This is a genomic window from Paenibacillus sp. FSL P4-0081 (assembly GCF_000758565.1).
Classification (GTDB): domain Bacteria; phylum Bacillota; class Bacilli; order Paenibacillales; family Paenibacillaceae; genus Paenibacillus_AQ; species Paenibacillus_AQ phytohabitans.
Window position 1 is genome coordinate 1648875 of the sequence record NZ_CP009280.1, and the last position, 19894, is coordinate 1668768.

Below are 19894 nucleotides of genomic sequence, written 5' to 3' on the forward strand. Positions count from 1 at the left end.
GTCTCTTACCGGAAGGGTCCATCATCAACCTAATGTACAAAGAAATCGCTCCTTTTGAAATGGCGGGTAGTACCTCCATTAATTACAGGAACGGTTTTTTTTGTGTTGTTTTGAAGTATGTATGTTACCGGAAAGTTAATTCGCCACGTGTTCACCCCGCAGACTTGTTACTAAGCGTGCATGAACCCAAACATTATGTTTACCCGGATGGCCGGGCCGTAAAGAGGTAAAAAAAGTCGGCTGGATGTAAAGATATTCGTATGTTTAAATTTGCCGGGTTTTTATATGCTTAAATCAAATACACAAGGAGGTTAAAGAATGCTCAGAATACCCTTACGAAAAATCCCCATCTTGATATTGCTGGCTTCACTGGTCCTATCCTCAACCCCGCTTGGCCAGCCCCGGGCCGCCTATGGAGCAGACGGTGCAGACGCCGCAGATGCCGCTGTAAGCTCCTCCGCACTTGATATTACCCAAAGTAAAGTAGAAGGTGAGTATGCGCTGGATCTGTCGGAGATTGGGAATGTAGACTGGCTGCATCTGAAAGGCAACGGCCCGGATGACATCATTCAGATTAAAAAGGCCGTTCCCAGCTCTGTAACCTTCAGCGTGTACGGGAACGGTACGACAGGTACCGAAGGGAAGCCAGATAGGGGCAATGACGGGAATTATTTGTCCTATTCCTGGAATGACGGCATGGCAGGTTATGAAAGGGCTGTCAAGGATACCGGATTCGGCGTGTTTTTCCCCAAGAACAGAGATTCGGGGATATACGGGGATGTAGGCTGGACCTTCCAAGTTGTCCCGCAGCCGCAGGAGTCAACGGTCGTCTTCGGCATCGGGTTATGGCAGGCGAAAGCTGCTGTGAGGATCTATGCAGATATGAACCTCATGGAGACGAAGGAGATCAGTGCGGGTGGGACTTCGGAAGTATATAAGTATCAAATTAAGGTACCCGCCAATGTGCAATTAAAGGTTGAGGGTCTGCAGGCAGAAACCCTTTCACGGTACGGTAACATGTCCCTCTCGGGACTTGCGGTAAGCAGCAAGGAGGTAGCCGATAAAAGCATGCTCCAGCTTGCCTATAATCGAGTGAAGGACAAGCTCCAAGGCGTATACACGGATGAATCCTGGCAGGAATTTGCCAAAGTAAGGATTCAAGCCAAGGAGGTTCTGGACAAGCAGGATGCCCTACAGGAGGAAATCGACAGCGCCCTGTCGCTTCTGGAGCAGAAGCAAGCGGCTCTGGTAAGAAGAGAAACCAATCTGATGATCGATTACACAGGTGCTGCGGAGAATGAATACGAATTCGGCAGCAGCGGGGATCAGCAGGACAGATATCAGACCTTTACGGCTCAGGAGAGCTTCGAGATGCAGTACGCACAAGTAAATGTGAGAAAAATGTCCAATAGCGTAAGCGACTTGACCGTGAAGCTATATGGGACAGACCCTTCCGGCTTCCCGGCAGGTACTCTTCTTGCAGAAACAGTGGTCAGCCGTGACCGTGTTGCGGACGGTGAAATGACTACGATTCCACTCCGTTATAGTCTCGCCGGAAATACACGGTACGCTCTGGTTTTATCGCAGAAGAATCTGTCCGCCGGCAAATACCGCTGGATGGTCATGAAGAAGAACGGGGAAACGGCAAGTGAATTTTTCGGCAAAAGTGTCTCCGGTGCCTTCCAATCCGAAGCACATCTGGGCACCGGCATCTTAAGAATTATTAAGAATACGGATGTGGACAGAACCGCCTTACAGGTCTTAATCGATGATATTGCCAAATCTAACTACAACAGCAGGCTGTACACCGTGCAGTCGTGGTCTGCACTCGAAGCTGCGTTGGCTAATGCCGGCCTGGTTTTGAACGATTTTGACGCTGACCTGGAGGAGATCAATGCAGCGCTCAGCCATTTACAGGCGGCAAGGGGCCAGCTGGAGATTAATATGGATATGGCGGCGATTGCCGGGCAGATCGATCTTATTAGCCGGGCCGTCATCAAAGGCTACACCCTCAGTTCCCTGAACACCTTGAATGCAGCTGTGCAAGCCGCCAAGGCGCTGGATGTTAACGCTCCGGATAACGAGAAGCTGACCGCCTTCTCCACTGTTTTGGAAGCGGTTCATAATTTGAAGACCGCAGGCAAATACCAGTACGATACGCATGCGCAAATGACAGCAGCCTTCGGCTTCGAAGGCGACAAGAATGCTTCGCTTGCTTTTCTGGACGGATCATATCAGATCGGCGGAAGCCGTCCGGAGCAGCATGGTCCGGTAGCCCCTAAGCAAATGGTCACGTTCGGAGTTGCAGATACAAGCAACATCCAGTGGACCAAGGGGGAAGGTTATTTACCTGTAATGATCAGTGAATATACGAAGAATAAAGTAGACTACAAGATTGAGACCTTCGCCAACAAGCACACGGTGGACCAGAAGGATTATGTCGTCAACTATTCCAGAGTCACGGCTACGAATCATTCAGGCGAGCTCATGCTGCTGCCGGTCGTCTCGGGCAATCTGGTTCCAATCAATGCGGACGCTGTAAATATGTACACCGTTCAGCCGGGCGGGAGCGTTGTCAGGGAATATGCAATTGAAGCTGATAAATATGAATATTTTGACAAGAACGTGACCCGGTTTACTTCCTTGACCAAAGAGCAGGTGGCGGGTCTGGGAACCTTCGAAGCCAACTACAGTGAGATGAAAGCTTATTGGCTGAATAGACTCTCCGCAGTAGTGGATATCGGCTTGCCGAACCGGGAGCTTGAGAATGCGTTCAAATCCGGCTATATCGATACGCTGATTATTAAAGATGATACGTATCTGCATGTGGGTGAAAACGGCTATGCCCGGTTATTCTCCCATGATACGCTGGGCATTCTGGTAAATCTGATTCAGAGCGGGGATTTCGCTCATGCGCAGGATTATCTGAAGAGTATCCCGCTGACAGGCGGAATCAACATTGAGACGGGTCAGGTGGACAGCAATCTGTATTGGGATACCAACTGGAAAATTCCATGGGCCTACGCTGTTTACTTAAGTAAAACCGGTGACGCCTCTATCTTCGATGAGCAGATGACCGCCGATGACGGCTCTACCGGCACCGTATTTGAGAAGCGGGTTAAATTCGGAGCGCGAACCATTGAGAGTGACCGCAACGCTGACGGAATTATGAAAAAAACGTATGCGATTGATTCCGAGGGCAACTGGACGATCGACAATTACTCTGCCCTGACCGGTCTGACCGCTTATGAATATGTAACCCGCGAACTCTACCGTTTAAAAAATGATGAAACCTATTTGCAGGAAGCGGAGTGGGCAAAAGCAAGGTATGACGACTTATTGGCCAAATTCACAGCCAAGCTGCAGCAGACGATAACCGAAGAAGGGCTTGATTATATTCCGGCATCGGTCGTTGAGACCAATGATGAGAACCGGATGAGAGACTCCAGAGATGCGAACTGGGCCTCCATGTTCCTGTTCGGCAGATGGCACTGGGACGGGTATCTGTATGGGGCAGAGCAGCCCGAGGATAATATCAACCTGAAGCTGCTGGATGATACGTATTCCTATGGAATCAACCGGCGTATCCAGGAGGATACGACAGATTCTCCTTACAATTTCGGGGGTTATCCGCATGGCTTCTACTCAAGCGCATATAATGCTGGTTACGGAAGCGCTGCACTGCGCGGAGAAGAATACCGGGATATGGGCATCAAAGCGTATGAATTCATGATTGAAAATTCGATGAGCGGGCCGTTCAGCTGGTGGGAAGGGATCAATTATCCTGTCGCAGGAAGCCCTTGGGCACAGACGAATGATCAGCTGAACCTTCAGAATACACCGGGCGGCGGCGGATCGGCCCAGCATATGTGGGGACAATCCGTGAACTCCAAGGTGCTCATTGATTCCCTGATTGCCGAGCGGATTTATGATCAGAATCAGAAGGCTGAGATTATTGTAGGCCGCGGGATCCCTAAGGAGTGGGTCAAGGACGCTGCCAAGAACAATAATGTGGTGGCCAGTGTGCAGAATTACCCCGCTCTGCAGGGCGGCAGAGTCGGGTACAGCATTGTAAGACAAGACAATCAGCTCGTGGTGACCTTCAGCAGCGATTTGAGTCAGGCGAAGGTAGAGGCCGGAGGGGCCAGCTTCAGTGTCCAATTGCCAAGCATGGTGAACAATATTACGGATGTATCTGCAGGCATAATGGATAACAGCAAAGGTATCGTTACGGTCCCGTTAAATACAGCCTCAGTAACGATAACTTTAGGGGATTTACCGAAACCGCTGGCTGTTAACTTAGATAAGGATAAGCTTGAAATAGTTTATGCTGATGGAGACCTCCAGACCTCGGTTACGAAAGATGTTATTTTGCCGGCAGCAGGCGAACATGGAAGTGAAATTACCTGGACCTCAAGTAATCCCGATATCATCTCCAGTAAAGGGGAGGTTAAGCGTTCGGCGAGCACAACCGGGGTGACTTTGACGGCCACTCTGAAGAAAGACGGGGCAGAGGCCCAGAAAAGCTTCGTATTGACGGTGCTAAAGGCAGACACCAAGCCTGACGGAGGCACGGATACAGGGAACAATGGCAACAACGGTAACAACGGTAATAACGGCAACAACGGCAATAATGGGAATGCGGGTAACAACACAGGGAATACCGGTACTATCGGCACTATCGTAACCACCGGCAATACGGGCAGCATAGGCGGCGCAGGAAATACAGGCGATGGCGGTATGGCTACTCAGCCTGCGTTCAAGGATGTAGAGAAGCACTGGGCAAAAGAGAGCATTATAACTGCGGCGCAGCGCAAGCTGGTGAACGGTTATGCAGACGGAACCTTCCGTCCGGACGGAGCCGTTACGCGCAGTGAATTCGCGGTGATCCTGGGTCGCGCCTTACAGGTGGACCTTGCGCTATCCGGACTTTCCTTCACGGATGAAGGCAGCATTCAGCCATGGGCGGAGCCGTATGTTGCCGCTGCGGTTAAATCCGGCTGGATTACAGGCTATACGGATCAGTCCTTCCGGCCCGGCGGAAAGATTACCCGCCTTGAGATGATTGCCATGATTGTCCGGGCGCTGGAATGGAAGACAGACTCCAAGGCTAAGGCAGCTTTTGCTGATGCGGAGCTTATTCCTTCATGGGGTCAGCCGTATGCGGCAGCCGCCTATGAAGCGGGTCTGGTTGAAGGCCAAGGCAATAACCGGCTGGCTCCGAATGATCAGGCAACGCGGGCAGAGGCAGTAACCCTGATTCTAAGACTGTTAGACATAACTGAACAGCAGTAGCATACGGCAGAGCAAGCTGGCGTCCGGATTTCCGGCGTCAGCTTTTTGTTTGCAGGCTACAAACATTGATACAGAGAAAACGAGATACTATATAATGATATAGTCGGTTTAGGAATAGTTTACTGCGCGAGAGGAGCGGATGTATTGTGAAAAAAGTGAATGTGAACCTACCCTTTAATCTTGACGGTGGATTGGCGGTGTACCAGAGCAGGGTCTGGCAGGGACTAACGCTGGAGTGGCGGGAAGGCCATCTGCTGCTGGAATTTCCGGCTGAGGTAGACAGTATATCAAGCGCAGTGTATGGCGGAGGAACAGGCCGCCTGAAGCGGGCGGTGAACCAATATGTCACCCGGGACTACGAATGCAGCAATCCGGTACGGGATATGGAAAATAAGCTGCAGGAGTGGGGTTATCCGCTGGAAGGCTGTGCCGGACTGATGACGGCAGTTCCGCTTGAGCATGCTGCAGTTGCCGAGGAGAATACCGGCTCTGCGGGGATAATGTGCTGCGTGACAGCGGCTGCGGGCAATGCCGCCCGCGCCGGATCGCAGCGCAGCGTGCTGGCGGCTTACCGCCCGGGCACGATCAACATCATGCTTGGCATTGACGGCTGGCTGTCGCCGTCTGCCATGGTCAACGCCGTGATGACGGCCACGGAAGCGAAGGCTGCCGCACTGGCGGATCTCGGAATCACGGATTCCGAGAATGGGCTAACCGCAACCGGAACCACCACGGATGCGATCGTGCTCGCGGTGAGCGGAAGCCGCCGCTACGCAGCGGAGCATGTCTACGCCGGAACTGCGACTGACTTGGGCGGAGCCATCGGCAGGCTGGTGTACAGTGCGGTGACGGAAAGTCTGAGTTCGGTGAAGGCGGCAGAGGCTGCGCGGAGAGCGGAACTAGCTAACTTGGCGCAGGCAGAGCAACTTGCAGCTTCTGCGGAAACTGGGCAAGCTGCGGGTGGAGAAGAAGCAGTTGCAGTCGAAGCAGTAGTGGCAGCTGAACTGTTACCGCCTCAAGAAGCACTAAATGGGCAGCCCGGCCATCTGATGAAGGGCGGCCGGGAATAATGTCTGGAATGATGAAGAAGGACCGCCAGGAACCGCAGCGGGGTGAACCAAGGTGAAGCTTGCCATCATACTGTTGGCCGCTTATGTTGTGGACCGGATTGTCGGCGATCCGCGTAATCTTCCCCATCCCGTTGTCTATATGGGGAAGGCCATCAGCGCGATAGAGCAGCTTATCCGCCGCTTCGCATCGGCGCCCCGCGCCCTGAAGCGGGCGGGGCTGCTGCTTCCGCTCCTGGTAGCAGGAGGCGCATGGGTGCTGACAGCGCTGCTTGTCATGCTACTCTATAAGATATCCCCCTGGCTGTCCGGGGCTGCCGAAGTATGGCTGATCTCCACAACGATTGCCTCCAAAGGGTTGAAGGATGCAGGGTTGGCGGTATTCGCAGAACTCCGCCAAGGAGATATTCCCGCTGCCCGCAGAGCGCTGGGAATGATCGTCGGCCGGGATACGGCGCATCTGGAGAGCCCGGAGATCGTCCGCGGCACAGTGGAAACAGTGGCGGAGAACATCGTCGACGCGATCATCTCGCCGCTGTTCTTCGCCCTGCTGGGCGGGGCTCCGCTGGCTATGGCTTACCGTGCGGTGAACACGCTGGATTCCATGGTCGGCTACAAGAACGACAAGTACCGCGACCTCGGCTGGGCATCTGCCCGTCTGGATGACGTGGTCAATTACATACCGGCGCGGATTACAGCGCTATTGCTAACCTTGTGTGCAGCTCTGCTGCGGCTGGACTGGCGGAGATGCTGGCGTTCCGTGCGGAGGGATGCACGTCTTCATCCCAGCCCGAACAGCGGCTACCCGGAATCGGCAGTTGCCGGAGCACTGGGCATCCGCCTGGGCGGAGAAAATGTATACCACGGCGTAACCTCCTTCCGCGCTTACATGGGGGATCCCCTGCGGACAATGGAGCCGGAGGATATTATCGTGACTTCGCGGATGATGATGCTGTCTTCAGCCATATTTGTCTGCCTGTGTGCAGCGGTTGCCTTGTTATGGCAGGGGATGGGGGGCTGAGCGGAGTGCAGATGGACAAGGACGAGGGTAAGGATACGGACAAGGACAATGACAAGGACAATGACAAGGGCAAGGGCAAGGGCAAGGGCAAGGGCAAGGGCAAGGGCAAGGGCAAGGGCAAGGGCAAGGGCAAGGGCAAGGGCAAGGGCAAGGGCAAGGGCAAGGGCAAGGGCAAGGGCAAGGGCAAGGGCAAGGGCAAGGGCAAGGGCAAGGGCAAGGGCAAGGACAAGGACAAGGACAAGGACAAGGACAAGGACAAGGACAAGGATGCGGACAATGACAAGATAAGCCACTTGAAGGATTCGGCTCTGGTAGCTCGCAGCGTTCTAAGTAACCCGGCACCGCAGCAGGAGTTGGGGCTGGGGCTAGGGCGGGAGTTGGAGCAAGAGCTGGGGCTAGGGCAGAAGTTGGAGCAGGAGCTGGCGCGGGAGCCTCAACATGAGCAGGAACTGGAGCAGGAGTTAGAACTGGAGTTGGAGCAGGAGCAGGAACCTCAACTGGAATTAGAGCTGGTGCTTATCCGCCATGGGCATACGCAGTGGAACAAGGAGCGCCGTTATTTGGGCAGCACCGATCTGCCGCTGCTGCCGGAGGCGCGTCAGCAATTGTCCGCACTAAGCGACCAGTCGGCGCTCGGCGGGGAATTCTGGCGTGTCTATTGCAGTGACCTGCTCAGGTGCAGGGAGACGCTGGCAGCTGTGGCTCCACACCTGGAGCGGCAGGCCATCTATGATTCGCAGCTGCGCGAGCTGGATTTTGGTGCTTGGGAAGGCGGCGATTATGAGCAGCTGAAGGATAACGGGCATTACCGCAGCTGGATTGACCACCCCGAATTAGTAACACCGCCGGAAGGGGAAGCGTGGGAACAATTTGAAGCCCGGGTGGATGATTTCTGGACTCAGCTGGAGCAGGAACTGGAGCATACAAGCATTAACAGGGGGATGCCCTGGATTGAAACCAGCGAACCAAGGGTGGTTCCACCAGCGGTAGTTCCACCAGTGGCAGATTCACCAGTGCCCATTTCATCTGTGATAGTTCCACCAGTACCAGATTCACGAGTGCCGATTCCATTTGCGGCAGTTCCACCAGCGGCAGATTCACCAGTACCAATTTCATCTTCGGCAGTTTCACTAGTGCCAGACTCATCACCCAATCCCCCGCCTCCGCGCGTGCTGATTGTGACTCATGGCGGCATCATCCGGCTGCTGCTGGCGCGTCTGACCGAAGGAGTAACCTTCTATACAGTAGCTGCACCCGCTCCGGGTGAAGTCACTGTACTGAATCTTCGGAAGGATGAAGGAGCCTGGCGCATGATGCCACGCGAAGTGTAGCTACCGCAGCTGGACTAGGGACCGCTACAACTCGGGTGCGAAAAACCGAATACAATGCGCCGCCGATAGGGTTAATTAGCCAAATGTATGCGAAAAACCGAATACAATGCGCCGCCGATACGGTTAACGAGCCAAATGTATGCGAAAAACCGAATACAATGTACCGCTGTTCGGGTTAACAAGCCAAGTGTATGCGAAAAACCGAATACAATGCACCGCCGATAGGGTTAACGAACCAAATGTATGCGAAAAACCGAATACAATGCGCCGCCGATAGGGTTAACGAACCAAATGTATGCGAAAAACCGAATACAATGCGCCGCCGATACGGTTAACGAACCAAATGTATGCGAAAAACCGAATACAATGCACCGCCGTTCGGGTTAACGAGCCAAATGTATGCGAAAAACCGAATACAATGCACCGCCGTTCGGGTTAACAAGCCAAATGTATGCGAAAAACCGACTACATTATCCCCCTTAGAACCACAGCCGGAAGAAAATCCCGGGGCTGTGGTTCTTTTTTTACGGCGGCGTCTGTGCCATGATAGCTATGGGGGCGATAGCGGTATGTTTAAGGATTTCAAGCTCATTGCCGGACGTCCGGTATATATCCAGGTGAAGGATTACATGAAGCATCTTATTATCAAAAGCGCGCTCCAGGGCGGGCAGAAGCTCCCCTCAACACGGGAACTCAGCACACTCCTCAAGGTCAGCCGCAACTCGATTATCTCGGCTTATGAGAGTCTGGAGGATGACGGCTTCGCGTATACGGTGCAGGGCCAGGGGAGTTATGTCTCACATGGCGCAGCAGCGGGGCACGGAGATCCGGAAGCGGCATCCTGGAGCGTGGACTGGAAAGAGCGGCTCAGCGGCCAGGCGCTGCTCGCGGAAGAGCTGGACATTATGAAGCGGGGAATCCGCGCGGGGAAAGGAACGATTTCTTTTACCAGTATCGCGCCGGATGAGAGCCTCTTCGATCTGGATCATGTCCGAAGAGCTTTTCTGGAACGCATGTCCGTGGAGGGCAACGTTCTGCTGAATTATGGATATGCCAAGGGATATAAACCTTTAATAGATTATTTGCGGCAATATATGGAGCACAAGGGCGTGGATATGCGCGGGAAGGATCTGCTGATTACGAACGGGTTCACGGAGGGCTTCGACATAGTGTTGTCTGCTCTGGGTAAGCGGCATGGCGCTGTGATCTGTGAGAACCCGACGCATCATACGGCGATCAAGAATCTGAAGCTGCACGGCTTCGGGATACACGGGGTAACGATGGAGCGGGATGGCATCCACCTCGGCGAACTCAAGCGCGCGCTCGAAGAGCGGGAATACGACTGTGCGTATCTGGTCCCCTCCTACCACAATCCTACCGGAATTGTGATGTCTCCCGAGAAAAGACAAGGCCTGATGAAGCTCATGTCGGATTACAAAGTGCCGGTTATCGAGGATGGTTTCAACGAGGAGCTGCGTTATTCGGGTGCCCATGTGGCTCCGTTAATGGCGGCGGCGGGCAGCGGGAACAGTGTCATCTACCTCGGCAGCTTCTCCAAAGTGCTATTCCCCGGACTGCGGGTGGGCTGGGTGCTGGCGGATCAGGAGCTGATCTATTATCTCGAAAGTGTCAAAAGGGCACGCAGCATTCATACCTCAACGCTCGACCAGTCTATTTTGTACCAATATCTCCTGGGCGGCAATCTGGAGAAGTATCTGAAGAAGGCCCGGCTGGAGTATAAACGCAAATACGAGCTGACGCTGGCCTGCTGCAAGGAGCATATTCCGTATGCCTCATTATCGGGGGACGGGGGGCTACATCTGTTTGTAACGTTCGCTGAAGGCTTCAGCACAAGGGAATTGCTGGCGGCGTGCCACGGGCAGGGGGTTATTTTTACGGCGGGGGACATCTTCTTCACAGACGGTACAGGGCAGAACACGCTGCGGCTGGGCTTCTCCAGAGTGGCGGATGAGGATATACGCAGAGGGATCGAAATTATCGGCAGGACAGCACGGCAACTTATGGGATGAAGGGGTGTACGGATATGATTAGAGTGGGAGTTATTATGGGCGGCGTATCGTCTGAATATGAGGTGTCCATGAATACCGGCAGGGAGATGCTGAAGGCGCTGGATCCGGCAAAATACACCGGGATTCCGGTTCCCATCACCTCGCGTAAAGAGCTGCTGGAGGGAGTCGTGGGGCTGGACTTCGCTCTGCTCGCCCTGCATGGGACTTACGGCGAGGATGGCACCGTACAAGGTGCGCTTGAAACGCTAGGCATTCCTTATTCGGGGAGCGGCGTGCTGTCCAGCAGTCTCTGCATGGATAAAGGGCTGGCCAAGACGGTTATCCGCAGCAAAAGCATCCCCACACCCGACTGGCTGTGCTGGGACAATATCAATGAATATGCACCTGAAGCCGTGGACCGGCTGGGTTATCCGGTGATGGTCAAGCCGAATTCCGGCGGCTCCAGCATCGGCATGACCAAGGTGAATCATCCGCAGGAGCTGCGCGGGGCGGTGGAGAAGGCTTTTGCCGCTGACTGTTCGGTGCTGATTGAGCGTTATACAACAGGGCAGGAGATTACCTGCTCCATTCTCGGTGGAGAGCTGCTGCCGGTAATCGGGATTCAGTCGCTCGGTGCCGACTGGTTCGATTACAGCGCCAAATATGAGCAGGGCGGGGCGGAGGAACAGATCATCCAGTTGCCTGCGGAGGTCGAGGAACGGGTGCGTACGGCGGCACTTACCTGCTACCGGGCGCTGAAATGCGCGGTGTATGCACGGGTGGATATGCTGCTGAAGGACGGCATTCCTTATGTGCTGGAAGTGAACACGCTGCCCGGCATGACCGCAACCAGCCTGCTGCCGCAAAGTGCAAGGGCGTCTGGCATCTCCTTCACCCGGCTGCTGGATGAGATTATCACCGGATCGCTGCGGGAGCGCGGAGGTATGGGTGGAGCAGCGGAAGCACCAGAAGCACCAGAAGCACCAGAAGCACAACTGGCACAGCAAGGGGGTGGCAGGTTATGAACAGAAAACAATCTGCTTTGCCTGTGGACCGCCACCCCCGCATCCCGAGCCTCACTGGCATCTCCCTGCACAGCGACCCCATTACTCCGCGCTTAAGGGAGATCCCGCCTTCGGGCATCCGCGCTTTTTTTGATCTGGCTGCGGGTAACAACGATATTATTTCACTCGGGGTTGGTGAGCCCGACTTCGCTACTCCTGAACAGGTCAGAGCGGCCTGTATCCGCGCCCTGGACCGCGGGGAGACGATGTATACGCCTAACAGCGGGAGGATGGAGCTGCGGGAGGAGATTGCCGGGTATTTGCAGAAGGGCTTCGACCTGCAGTACGATCCTGCGGACGAAATATTGGTTACTGTAGGGAGCAGTGAAGCCGTGGATCTGGCGCTGCGCGCCTTCATCGCACCGGGCGATGAGATTCTGATTCCTTCCCCGGGTTATGTCGCCTATGCGCCTATCGCCTATCTGAATGGCGGAACGCTGGCCACGGTGGAGACGACTGTGGAGCAGGGCTTTAAGCTCACGGCCGAAGCACTGAAGCGGGCAATCACTCCGCGATCCAAGCTGCTGATGGTGAATTTTCCAAGCAACCCTACGGGGGCGGTAATGACCTATGAGGACTGGCTGCCGGTAGCTGAGGTGGTGAAGGAGCATGGGCTGATCGTGATTTCGGATGAGATCTATGCCGAGCTGACCTACGACAGCACACATGTAAGTATTGCCTCACTCCCGGGCATGAAGGAGCGGACGGTGGTGATCAGCGGGTTCTCGAAGGCTTTTGCCATGACCGGCTGGCGGGTCGGATATGCCTGCGGGAACCGCGAACTGCTGGCGGCTATGCTCAAAATTCATCAATACACAGCCATGTGTGCGCCTGTGCTGGGACAGATCGCCGCTGCCGAATCCCTGCGCAGTGCTCTGCCGGATAAAGACCGGATGAAGGCCTGCTTCAAGGACCGCCGGACGCTGTTTGTGGAGGGGCTGCGCGATGCCGGACTGCACTGCCATATGCCTGCAGGGGCATTCTACGCCTTCCCGTCCATTGCCCACACCGGCATGAGCTCGGAGGAATTCGCCTTAAGGCTGCTGAAGGAGGCGGGAGTCGCAGTGGTTCCGGGCCATGTGTTCGGGGCTGGCGGAGAAGGGTATATCCGCTGCTCCTATGCGGCTTCTACAGCGAAGCTGACCGAGGCGCTGGAGCGGCTGGAAGGCTTCATGAAGGTAAAAATCTAATTGTAAGATCAATCTATATCACCTATAATCCTTTAAGGAAGAAATAGGGATATGTTAGAATTCAATTGGCTTGCAGCCAAGTCAGCGGAAGCTCCCTTCTTCAGAGCAGGGGAGCTTTTTTTGTGTTCTGATGACAGTATGCAGAGCAGATAGAAGTGGATTATTTTCAGTAGATTGTTTTCAATAGAATATACAATAGATAACAGGAGGTAATATCATGATCACAGCCATACAAGAAGTAACCGGACGGATCGCTCCGCCTGATGAAAAAGCGACCTTACGCGCGGTGCTCCGCCTGAACAGCCTGACCAAGCCGCCGGGAAGCCTCGGGCGGCTGGAGGCGCTGGCCGTCCGGCTGGCCGGGATCTCCAAAGTAGAACAGCCCTGTTACAGCAAACGTACGGTAGTAGTTATGGCAGCGGATCATGGGGTCTGTTGTGAAGGGGTCAGTGCTTTTCCGCAGGAGGTTACAATGCAGATGGCCTATAACTTCCTGAGCGGCGGCGCCGCAGTGAATGTGCTGGCCCGCCAAGGCGGTGCAGAGGTGCAGTTCGTGGATATCGGCATTAACGGTGACATCAGCCATCCGCAGCTCATCGACCGCAAAGTGCGCCGCGGCACGGACAATATGGCGGCAGGTCCGGCCATGAGCCGCGATGATGCGCTGCGTGCGATTCTGGCCGGGGTTCAGGTGGCCCAGGAAGCGGTGAAGAACGGAACGGAGATTTTTATTACCGGTGAGATGGGAATCGGTAACACTACGGCCAGTGCTGCGGTGCTGTGCGCACTGGAAGGTATTCCGCCAGAGACGGCAGCCGGACGTGGAACAGGCATCGACGACGAGCGGCTGCGCCACAAAATATCGGTGATCGAACGCGCCCTGAAGGTTAATGCGCCGAATCCGGCTGACCCGATCGATGTACTCTCGAAGGTAGGCGGACTTGAGATTGCCGGCCTGGCCGGTCTGATTCTGGGAGCGGCTGCGCTGCGGATTCCGGTCATTCTGGACGGTTTTATTTCCGGAGCGGCAGCTCTGGTAGCAAAGGCATTAGCGCCGGAATCCACGGCTTATATGATTGCTTCCCATGTCTCAGGCGAGCAGGGGCATAAGCTGATGCTGGACCGCCTCGGTCTGGAGGCCCTGCTGGATCTCGGACTGCGCCTCGGTGAAGGCACCGGCGGCGCGCTGTGCCTGCATTTCATTGAAGCGGTCTGCCGGATTATGCGGGAGATGGCGACCTTCGAGAGTGCGGGGGTCTCCGGGTCGGAGAGCGTATGAGCATCCTTGTAACCGGAGGGGCACGCAGCGGGAAAAGCGGCTTCGCCGAGCGCTTAACCAAGAAGCTGGCAGACCCGCAGCAGGCGGTCTATGTGGCGACCGGGCAAGCGTTCGATGAAGAGATGAAGGCCCGGATTGCCCTGCACCGGCAGCAGCGGGAGGAGGGCGGCTTCCGCTGGGAGACTCTGGAGGAGCCGCTTGAACTGTCGGCGCTGCTCCGGCGGCTGTCCGGCAGCGGCAGCGGTCAGACAGTCTTGGTGGACTGCCTGACGCTCTGGCTGTCCAACCAGCTGCTGGCTGTGGAGGAACGCAGTGACCGGCAGCAGCTGGTGGAAGCTGCAATTGCCGGACTGGAGCAGAGTGTCTCCAGCTTCCAGGGAACGCTAATTTTGGTTACCAATGAAGTAGGCGACGGCATTGTGCCGGAGTATTCACTCGGCCGGCTGTACCGTGACTTGGCCGGACGGATGAACGCGCGGCTTGCCCGGCAGTGTGAGCAGGTATTCCTGGTTACGGCCGGAATACCTGTTGAGCTAAAGAGCCGGGAGTACCTGCTGTGAGCGCGCGGGGGGATGCCGCTGCCGCGTTTCAGTTCCTGTCGCGGTTTCCGGTCAAATACAGCCCGGATTTCTCGCCTGAGCTGCTGCGCCGCAGCGTGGTCTATTATCCGCTGGTCGGCGCAGCCATCGGCCTCAGCGCCGCGCTTGGCGGAGCTGCCGCCGCCTGGCTGCTGCCGGCCTGGCCTGCCGCTGTCATCACCCTCATCCTCTGGGTGGGGCTGACCGGCGGGCTGCATCTGGACGGCTGGATGGACAGCGCCGATGCGCTGCTCAGCTACCGCTCGCGGGAGCGGATGCTGGAGATTATGAAGGACAGCCGCGTAGGCGCTATGGGCGTGCTGGCCTGCGTGCTGCTCCTGCTGCTGAAGGCCTCGCTGCTGGCGGCATTGATTGAAGGCGGCAGCTACAGCATGCTGCCGCTGCTCCTGCTGCCGCCGGTCTGGAGCCGCTGGTACATGGTGCGGGCCATGGCCCGCTATCCGCTGGCCCGCGGCAATGAAGGGCTGGCCGCCAGCTTCGGCGGGCTGCCTGCCCGGCTGGAGCGGCGAGCGCGTCTAACCGCCGCGCTGCTTACGCTGGCCGCTGCCGCGGCGCCTTTGGCGCTCGGCGCGGGCAGCGGGGCCTGGCCGCAGCTGGCAGCGGCGGCCGTCCTGGCGCCGGCGGCTGCGGCAGCCTGCGGCATGCTCGCAGCGCGGCGGATCGCCAGCCGGCTCGGCGGGCTCACCGGCGACGTCTACGGCGCGCTGGGTGAGCTGCTGGAGACGGTGGTTCTGCTGGTGCTGGTGCTGCTGCAGCACAACCTGTAGCGGACAGCGTCCGCCATGCACTTAGGGCAGCGCCGCACAGCGCTCCAATAGGCCATAGGGCTGCACCGCCCTGAACACCGGCTGCAGCCAGAAAGCGAGGAAGATCAATATGGAAGATACAACTGCATGTAAGGCTGCCGCCCAGGCCGCACCGGGGCCTGCGGGTGAAGCGGATAAGCAGCAGCCAGTTACCGTCCAGGCAGCGCCGGGGGTTGCAGATGGACGCGGCAAGCAGCACCCCGCCGCTGTGCTGATGGTGCAGGGAACTGCCTCCGATGTCGGCAAAAGCCTCGTCACCGCCGCCATCGGACGGATTATGACCCGGGACGGATACCGTACGGCACCGTTCAAGTCGCAGAATATGGCGCTGAATTCATATGTTACAGCAGACGGCAAAGAAATCGGCCGCGCCCAGGGGATGCAGGCGGAAGCCTTCGGTATTACGGCTACCAGCGACATGAATCCGATCCTGCTGAAGCCATCTGGTGAGATGAGCGCGCAGATTGTGGTGCATGGTGTGCCGCATGCCGCGCTCAGTGCAAGAGAATACCGTGAGAAGTTTCTCCCCGAAGCCAAAGGGACGGTGATGGATGCGCTTGGCCGTCTGCGGGAGGCCTATGATGTTGTGCTGATGGAAGGCGCAGGCAGCCCCGCGGAGATCAACCTCAAGGCGCGGGATATCGTCAATATGAATCTGGCAGGCTGGGCGGATGCCCCGGTGCTGCTGGTTGCCGATATTGACCGGGGCGGCGTGTTTGCCTTCATTGTAGGCACGCTGGAGCTGCTGGAGCCGCATGAACGGGCCCGGGTCAAAGGCTTCATTATCAATAAATTCCGCGGCGATGTCTCGCTGCTGCAGCCCGGGCTGGACTGGCTGGAGGAGCGTACAGGCATTCCGGTGCTGGGGGTGCTGCCGTTCCTGCCGCAGCTGCGGATTGAGGCGGAGGACTCCGTAGTTCTGGAAGGAACCTCAGGCCGCGTGCACCAAGAATCCGCCAGGGAACTTGATATTGCCGTCATCCGTTATCCGCGCATCTCCAATTTCACCGACTTCGATCCGCTGGAGGATGAGCCGGATGCTGCCGTACGCTATGTCCTGTCGGCAGACGAGCTTGGAACGCCGGATGTCATTATATTGCCGGGCACGAAGAATACAGCTGCCGACCTGCAGTATTTGCGGGAGCAGGGGTTCCCGGAGGCCATAGAGCGTGCACTGGGACAGGGGACGCAGCAGCTTGCCGGAATCTGCGGCGGGTATCAGATGCTGGGGTTGAAGCTGCTTGATCCTCATGCGGTTGAGAGTGCTGAACCGGGTGAGAGTGAGGGCCTCGGGTATCTGCCGCTGTCAACGGCGTTCCTGCAGCAGAAGACCACAGTACGCGTAAGCGGAACACTGACTGCGGATCATCCGCTGCAACTAAGCACACAGGCGCCTGCCTCAATCGGAGAGATGCCCATTACCGGCTACGAGATACATATGGGAACGACGACGAATCATGATGATGCTTCGGTACGCAGCCTGTTCAGTCTGGACGGACCGGAAGGGCAGGCTGTGCCGGAAGGCTGGGGAACCCCGGACGGCAGAATCTGGGGCAGCTATCTGCATGGCTTGTTCCACAATGACGGGCTGCGCCGCAGCTGGCTGGACGGATTGCGTATTGCCAAAGGACTCGCACCGCTATCCGTAACCTTCTCGGCTGCTGCGCTCCGTGAGCAGGAATTTGACCGGCTGGCGGATGCTGTAAGATCACATCTGGACATGGAAGCCGTGTACAATATTATGGGCTTGCGGGGAGGAGGTGAATAGGGATGTTTATTGCGGTTCTGCTGTTTATTGTTGCCGGACTGGCCGAGATCGGGGGCGGGTACCTGGTCTGGCTCTGGCTGCGGGAATCGCGGCCGCTGTGGTACGGATTGGCAGGCTCTGCCATCCTGATCGCGTATGGTATTATCCCGACGCTGCAGAAGTTTCCTTCCTTTGGCCGGGTATATGCCGCCTATGGCGGAGTATTCGTCGTGCTTGCTGTGCTGTGGGGCTGGCTGGTGGACCGGAAAACACCGGATCTCTACGACTGGATCGGCGCCGGCATCTGCGTGATTGGGGTCTCTGTCATCTTGTGGGCACCGAGACACTGAGCATGGTCCTAATCAGTTATCGCACGAATCCCTCTATTCTCATCCACGGATTGTGATGGAACCTTGTTATTCTATGAATCCTGCCCAAAATACAACATTTTGCGGATTACATCGCTTTTATATTCAAAAATGTTGTACGGAAGGCAGGATTTCTCCTTTTCTAAACAGGGAATCAGGAAAATTATTGTATTACATACAACAATCCTTCTAAAAAACCTGGTATCTATGAAGCGGAGTTGTAAATCGTACAACATTTATGCTGAAATGGCGTGAACTTAACAAACCCAATTTGCCGGTTACGAATCAAATTTGAGGAATTGAAGGATTGTGCTTGTCCCTATGCAAAAAAGCAGCTCCAACAGCCACGAGGCCTTTGGAGCTGCTTTTTATATTTTACTATTAAACAGCTTTATAGATTTGATTGAACAGAAACTAGCTAAATCTTAAACTGCTCGACAGCCTTCTGCAGCTTCACGGCCTGCTCATGCAGATGCTCTACGGTCAGCGCGTGGCCTTCCAGCTCCTGGTGCTGGCGGGCAGAGTTGCCGGCCAGCGTATCGGCGCTCTGCTGCGACTTGGCTGTAATCTGTGCCGTTTCTTCCACCGAGGCGCTGACTTCTTCGGTGCCTGCCGAAATCTGCTGGGTAGCGGCAGATACGGACTGGATGCTGTGGTTGATGCTCTGGATAAGAATCAGCAGATGATTGAAGGCATTGCCTGCTTCCACCACTTTGTTCATACCTGAAGCTACTTCTGTATTTACGTGGTTCATCTCGGATACCGAGTGGTTCATATCTTCCTGAAGTCCGAGCAGGAATTCGCGGATCTGCTCATTGGATTCCTTGGACTGCTCAGACAGCTTGCGCACTTCACCGGCCACGACAGCGAATCCCCGGCCATGCTCTCCGGCGCGCGCTGCTTCAATAGATGCGTTAAGCGACAGCATCTGAATCTGCTTCGTGATTTCGGTAATGCCCTGCACCACTTCCCCGATCATCAGCGAGCGTTCATTCATGATACGGAATTGCTCCAGCGACTGTACTGAGGCCTGTTCCACCTGGCGCATCTGCTGCACAGCACTCTGGGCAATGTCATTACCGCCCATCGCTTCGGCGGAGGCTTCACTGATCTGCTCCGTGACCTCACCGGCGGCGGAAGCGATATGCTGGATGCCAATGTTGATCTCATCCATGGCCCGGGAATTATCGAGTGCGCTGCTCGCAATCGTGGTGCTGCCTTTACCGATTTCCTCTACAGAGACAGCGGATTGCTCAGCCATATTGTTCAGAATCTGAACACGTTCCTTCAGATCATTGGAATCGGCAACTACTGCGCCCGATGTATCCAGCACATGTCCGATCATCTCCTTGAGCCGCTCGCTCATGATCCGGAAGCTCTCGGAGAGCTGGCCTACTTCATCGTTGCCTTTGATCGTAAGTGCTTCGGTGAAATCGCCTCCGGCCAGCTTGTTGCTGTAGGCCGCCAGCAGTTTGATCGGACGGATGATTCTGCGGCTCATCAGTGTGGCGCCGGAGAGCCCGATAATAAGTGCCAGCAGGGTGATTCCCGCACTGGTCCACAGAATGCTGCTCATCTTTTCTTGGATAAAGCCGACATCCGAGCTTACGCCAACGAGCATGGTGGTACCGGGAACGCCAACAAATGCACTCTTATGTATACCATGACTATCACTATAGATTTCACTAAGTCCGGATTTTCCTTTGGAGGCTTGCTCCATGGCAGGCAATACCTCAATGGACTCTTCACGCTGAAGCTTGGCGCTATGATCCGCGACCAGAACAGTAGCTTTGCCTTCCTTCAGGTCAATGAGGAAAATGGTTTCAACATCGTGCTGCTTCCGCTTTTCCTCGAAATAGAATTCTACATTGGTCCCCGCCTGTTCATTCTTGTTAAGGGCCTGCTGCGCGCTTGTAGCATTCAGATTCTTATATACATCCTGGGCTGAGGCAGTCAGAGACTTGTTGATCTGCGGCATCACATAGCTGTCGATGATATTAATGGATATGAAGTAGAAGCTGATGCTTAGCAAAAGAGAAGTGAGTAACAGAACGACAAACAGCAGAAGCGTAAACTTGCGGCTAATTGATTTTTTGAAACGGAACATTTCTTTCTCTC

13 protein-coding genes are annotated in these 19894 nt (G+C 55.7%); 12 read left to right on the forward strand and 1 reads right to left on the reverse strand.

Annotation, left to right across the window (positions count from 1 at the left end):
* Positions 1 to 318 precede the first annotated feature (318 nt).
* From P40081_RS07150 to P40081_RS07205, 12 genes are all read left to right on the forward strand, one after another.
* On the forward strand, positions 319 to 5295 hold the full coding sequence (locus P40081_RS07150; protein WP_052421710.1) for an S-layer homology domain-containing protein: 4977 nt from the start codon (positions 319 to 321) through the stop codon (positions 5293 to 5295).
* Positions 5296 to 5441: 146 nt separating this feature from the next.
* On the forward strand, positions 5442 to 6365 hold the full coding sequence (locus P40081_RS07155; protein WP_231575300.1) for an adenosylcobinamide amidohydrolase: 924 nt from the start codon (positions 5442 to 5444) through the stop codon (positions 6363 to 6365).
* Positions 6366 to 6417: 52 nt separating this feature from the next.
* A complete protein-coding gene (gene cbiB / locus P40081_RS07160) occupies positions 6418 to 7383 on the forward strand; it encodes an adenosylcobinamide-phosphate synthase CbiB (RefSeq protein WP_042134404.1) in 966 nt (321 codons plus the stop codon).
* 11 nt (positions 7384 to 7394) lie between these two features.
* Positions 7395 to 8714 carry a histidine phosphatase family protein gene (locus tag P40081_RS36235; RefSeq protein WP_231575399.1) on the forward strand — a complete coding sequence of 440 codons (1320 nt, stop codon included), beginning with the start codon at positions 7395 to 7397 and terminating at the stop codon, positions 8712 to 8714.
* A gap of 569 nt (positions 8715 to 9283) precedes the next feature.
* Positions 9284 to 10744 carry an aminotransferase-like domain-containing protein gene (locus P40081_RS07170; protein WP_042134406.1) on the forward strand — a complete coding sequence of 487 codons (1461 nt, stop codon included), beginning with the start codon at positions 9284 to 9286 and terminating at the stop codon, positions 10742 to 10744.
* 14 nt (positions 10745 to 10758) lie between these two features.
* The gene (locus tag P40081_RS07175) at positions 10759 to 11748 is read left to right on the forward strand and encodes a D-alanine--D-alanine ligase (protein ID WP_269323241.1); all 990 of its coding nucleotides are present in this window, start codon (positions 10759 to 10761) and stop codon (positions 11746 to 11748) included.
* Between the two features lie 41 nt (positions 11749 to 11789).
* Complete coding sequence (locus tag P40081_RS07180) at positions 11790 to 12977, forward strand: aminotransferase class I/II-fold pyridoxal phosphate-dependent enzyme (RefSeq protein WP_042140833.1); 1188 nt, start codon at positions 11790 to 11792, stop codon at positions 12975 to 12977.
* Between the two features lie 217 nt (positions 12978 to 13194).
* Complete coding sequence (gene cobT / locus P40081_RS07185) at positions 13195 to 14256, forward strand: nicotinate-nucleotide--dimethylbenzimidazole phosphoribosyltransferase (protein ID WP_042134408.1); 1062 nt, start codon at positions 13195 to 13197, stop codon at positions 14254 to 14256.
* Complete coding sequence (gene cobU / locus P40081_RS07190) at positions 14253 to 14816, forward strand: bifunctional adenosylcobinamide kinase/adenosylcobinamide-phosphate guanylyltransferase (protein WP_042134410.1); 564 nt, start codon at positions 14253 to 14255, stop codon at positions 14814 to 14816. The genes cobT and cobU overlap by 4 nt, the downstream gene beginning before the upstream one ends.
* On the forward strand, positions 14813 to 15622 hold the full coding sequence (cobS, locus tag P40081_RS07195) for an adenosylcobinamide-GDP ribazoletransferase (RefSeq protein WP_042134412.1): 810 nt from the start codon (positions 14813 to 14815) through the stop codon (positions 15620 to 15622). The genes cobU and cobS overlap by 4 nt, the downstream gene beginning before the upstream one ends.
* A 253-nt stretch (positions 15623 to 15875) precedes the next feature.
* Entirely contained in the window at positions 15876 to 17429 is a 1554-nt protein-coding gene (locus tag P40081_RS07200; protein WP_042140834.1) for a cobyric acid synthase, read from the forward strand.
* 2 nt (positions 17430 to 17431) lie between these two features.
* Positions 17432 to 17758 (forward strand): YnfA family protein, encoded by a 327-nt coding sequence (locus P40081_RS07205; protein ID WP_042134414.1) that lies wholly within the window; start codon positions 17432 to 17434, stop codon positions 17756 to 17758.
* A 436-nt stretch (positions 17759 to 18194) separates the two neighbouring features.
* Here P40081_RS07205 and P40081_RS07210 read toward each other — a convergent pair whose 3' ends face one another.
* Positions 18195 to 19883, reverse strand: coding sequence for a methyl-accepting chemotaxis protein (locus P40081_RS07210; RefSeq protein ID WP_042134417.1), 1689 nt, complete (start codon positions 19881 to 19883; stop codon positions 18195 to 18197).
* Between the last annotated feature and the right edge of the window lie 11 nt (positions 19884 to 19894).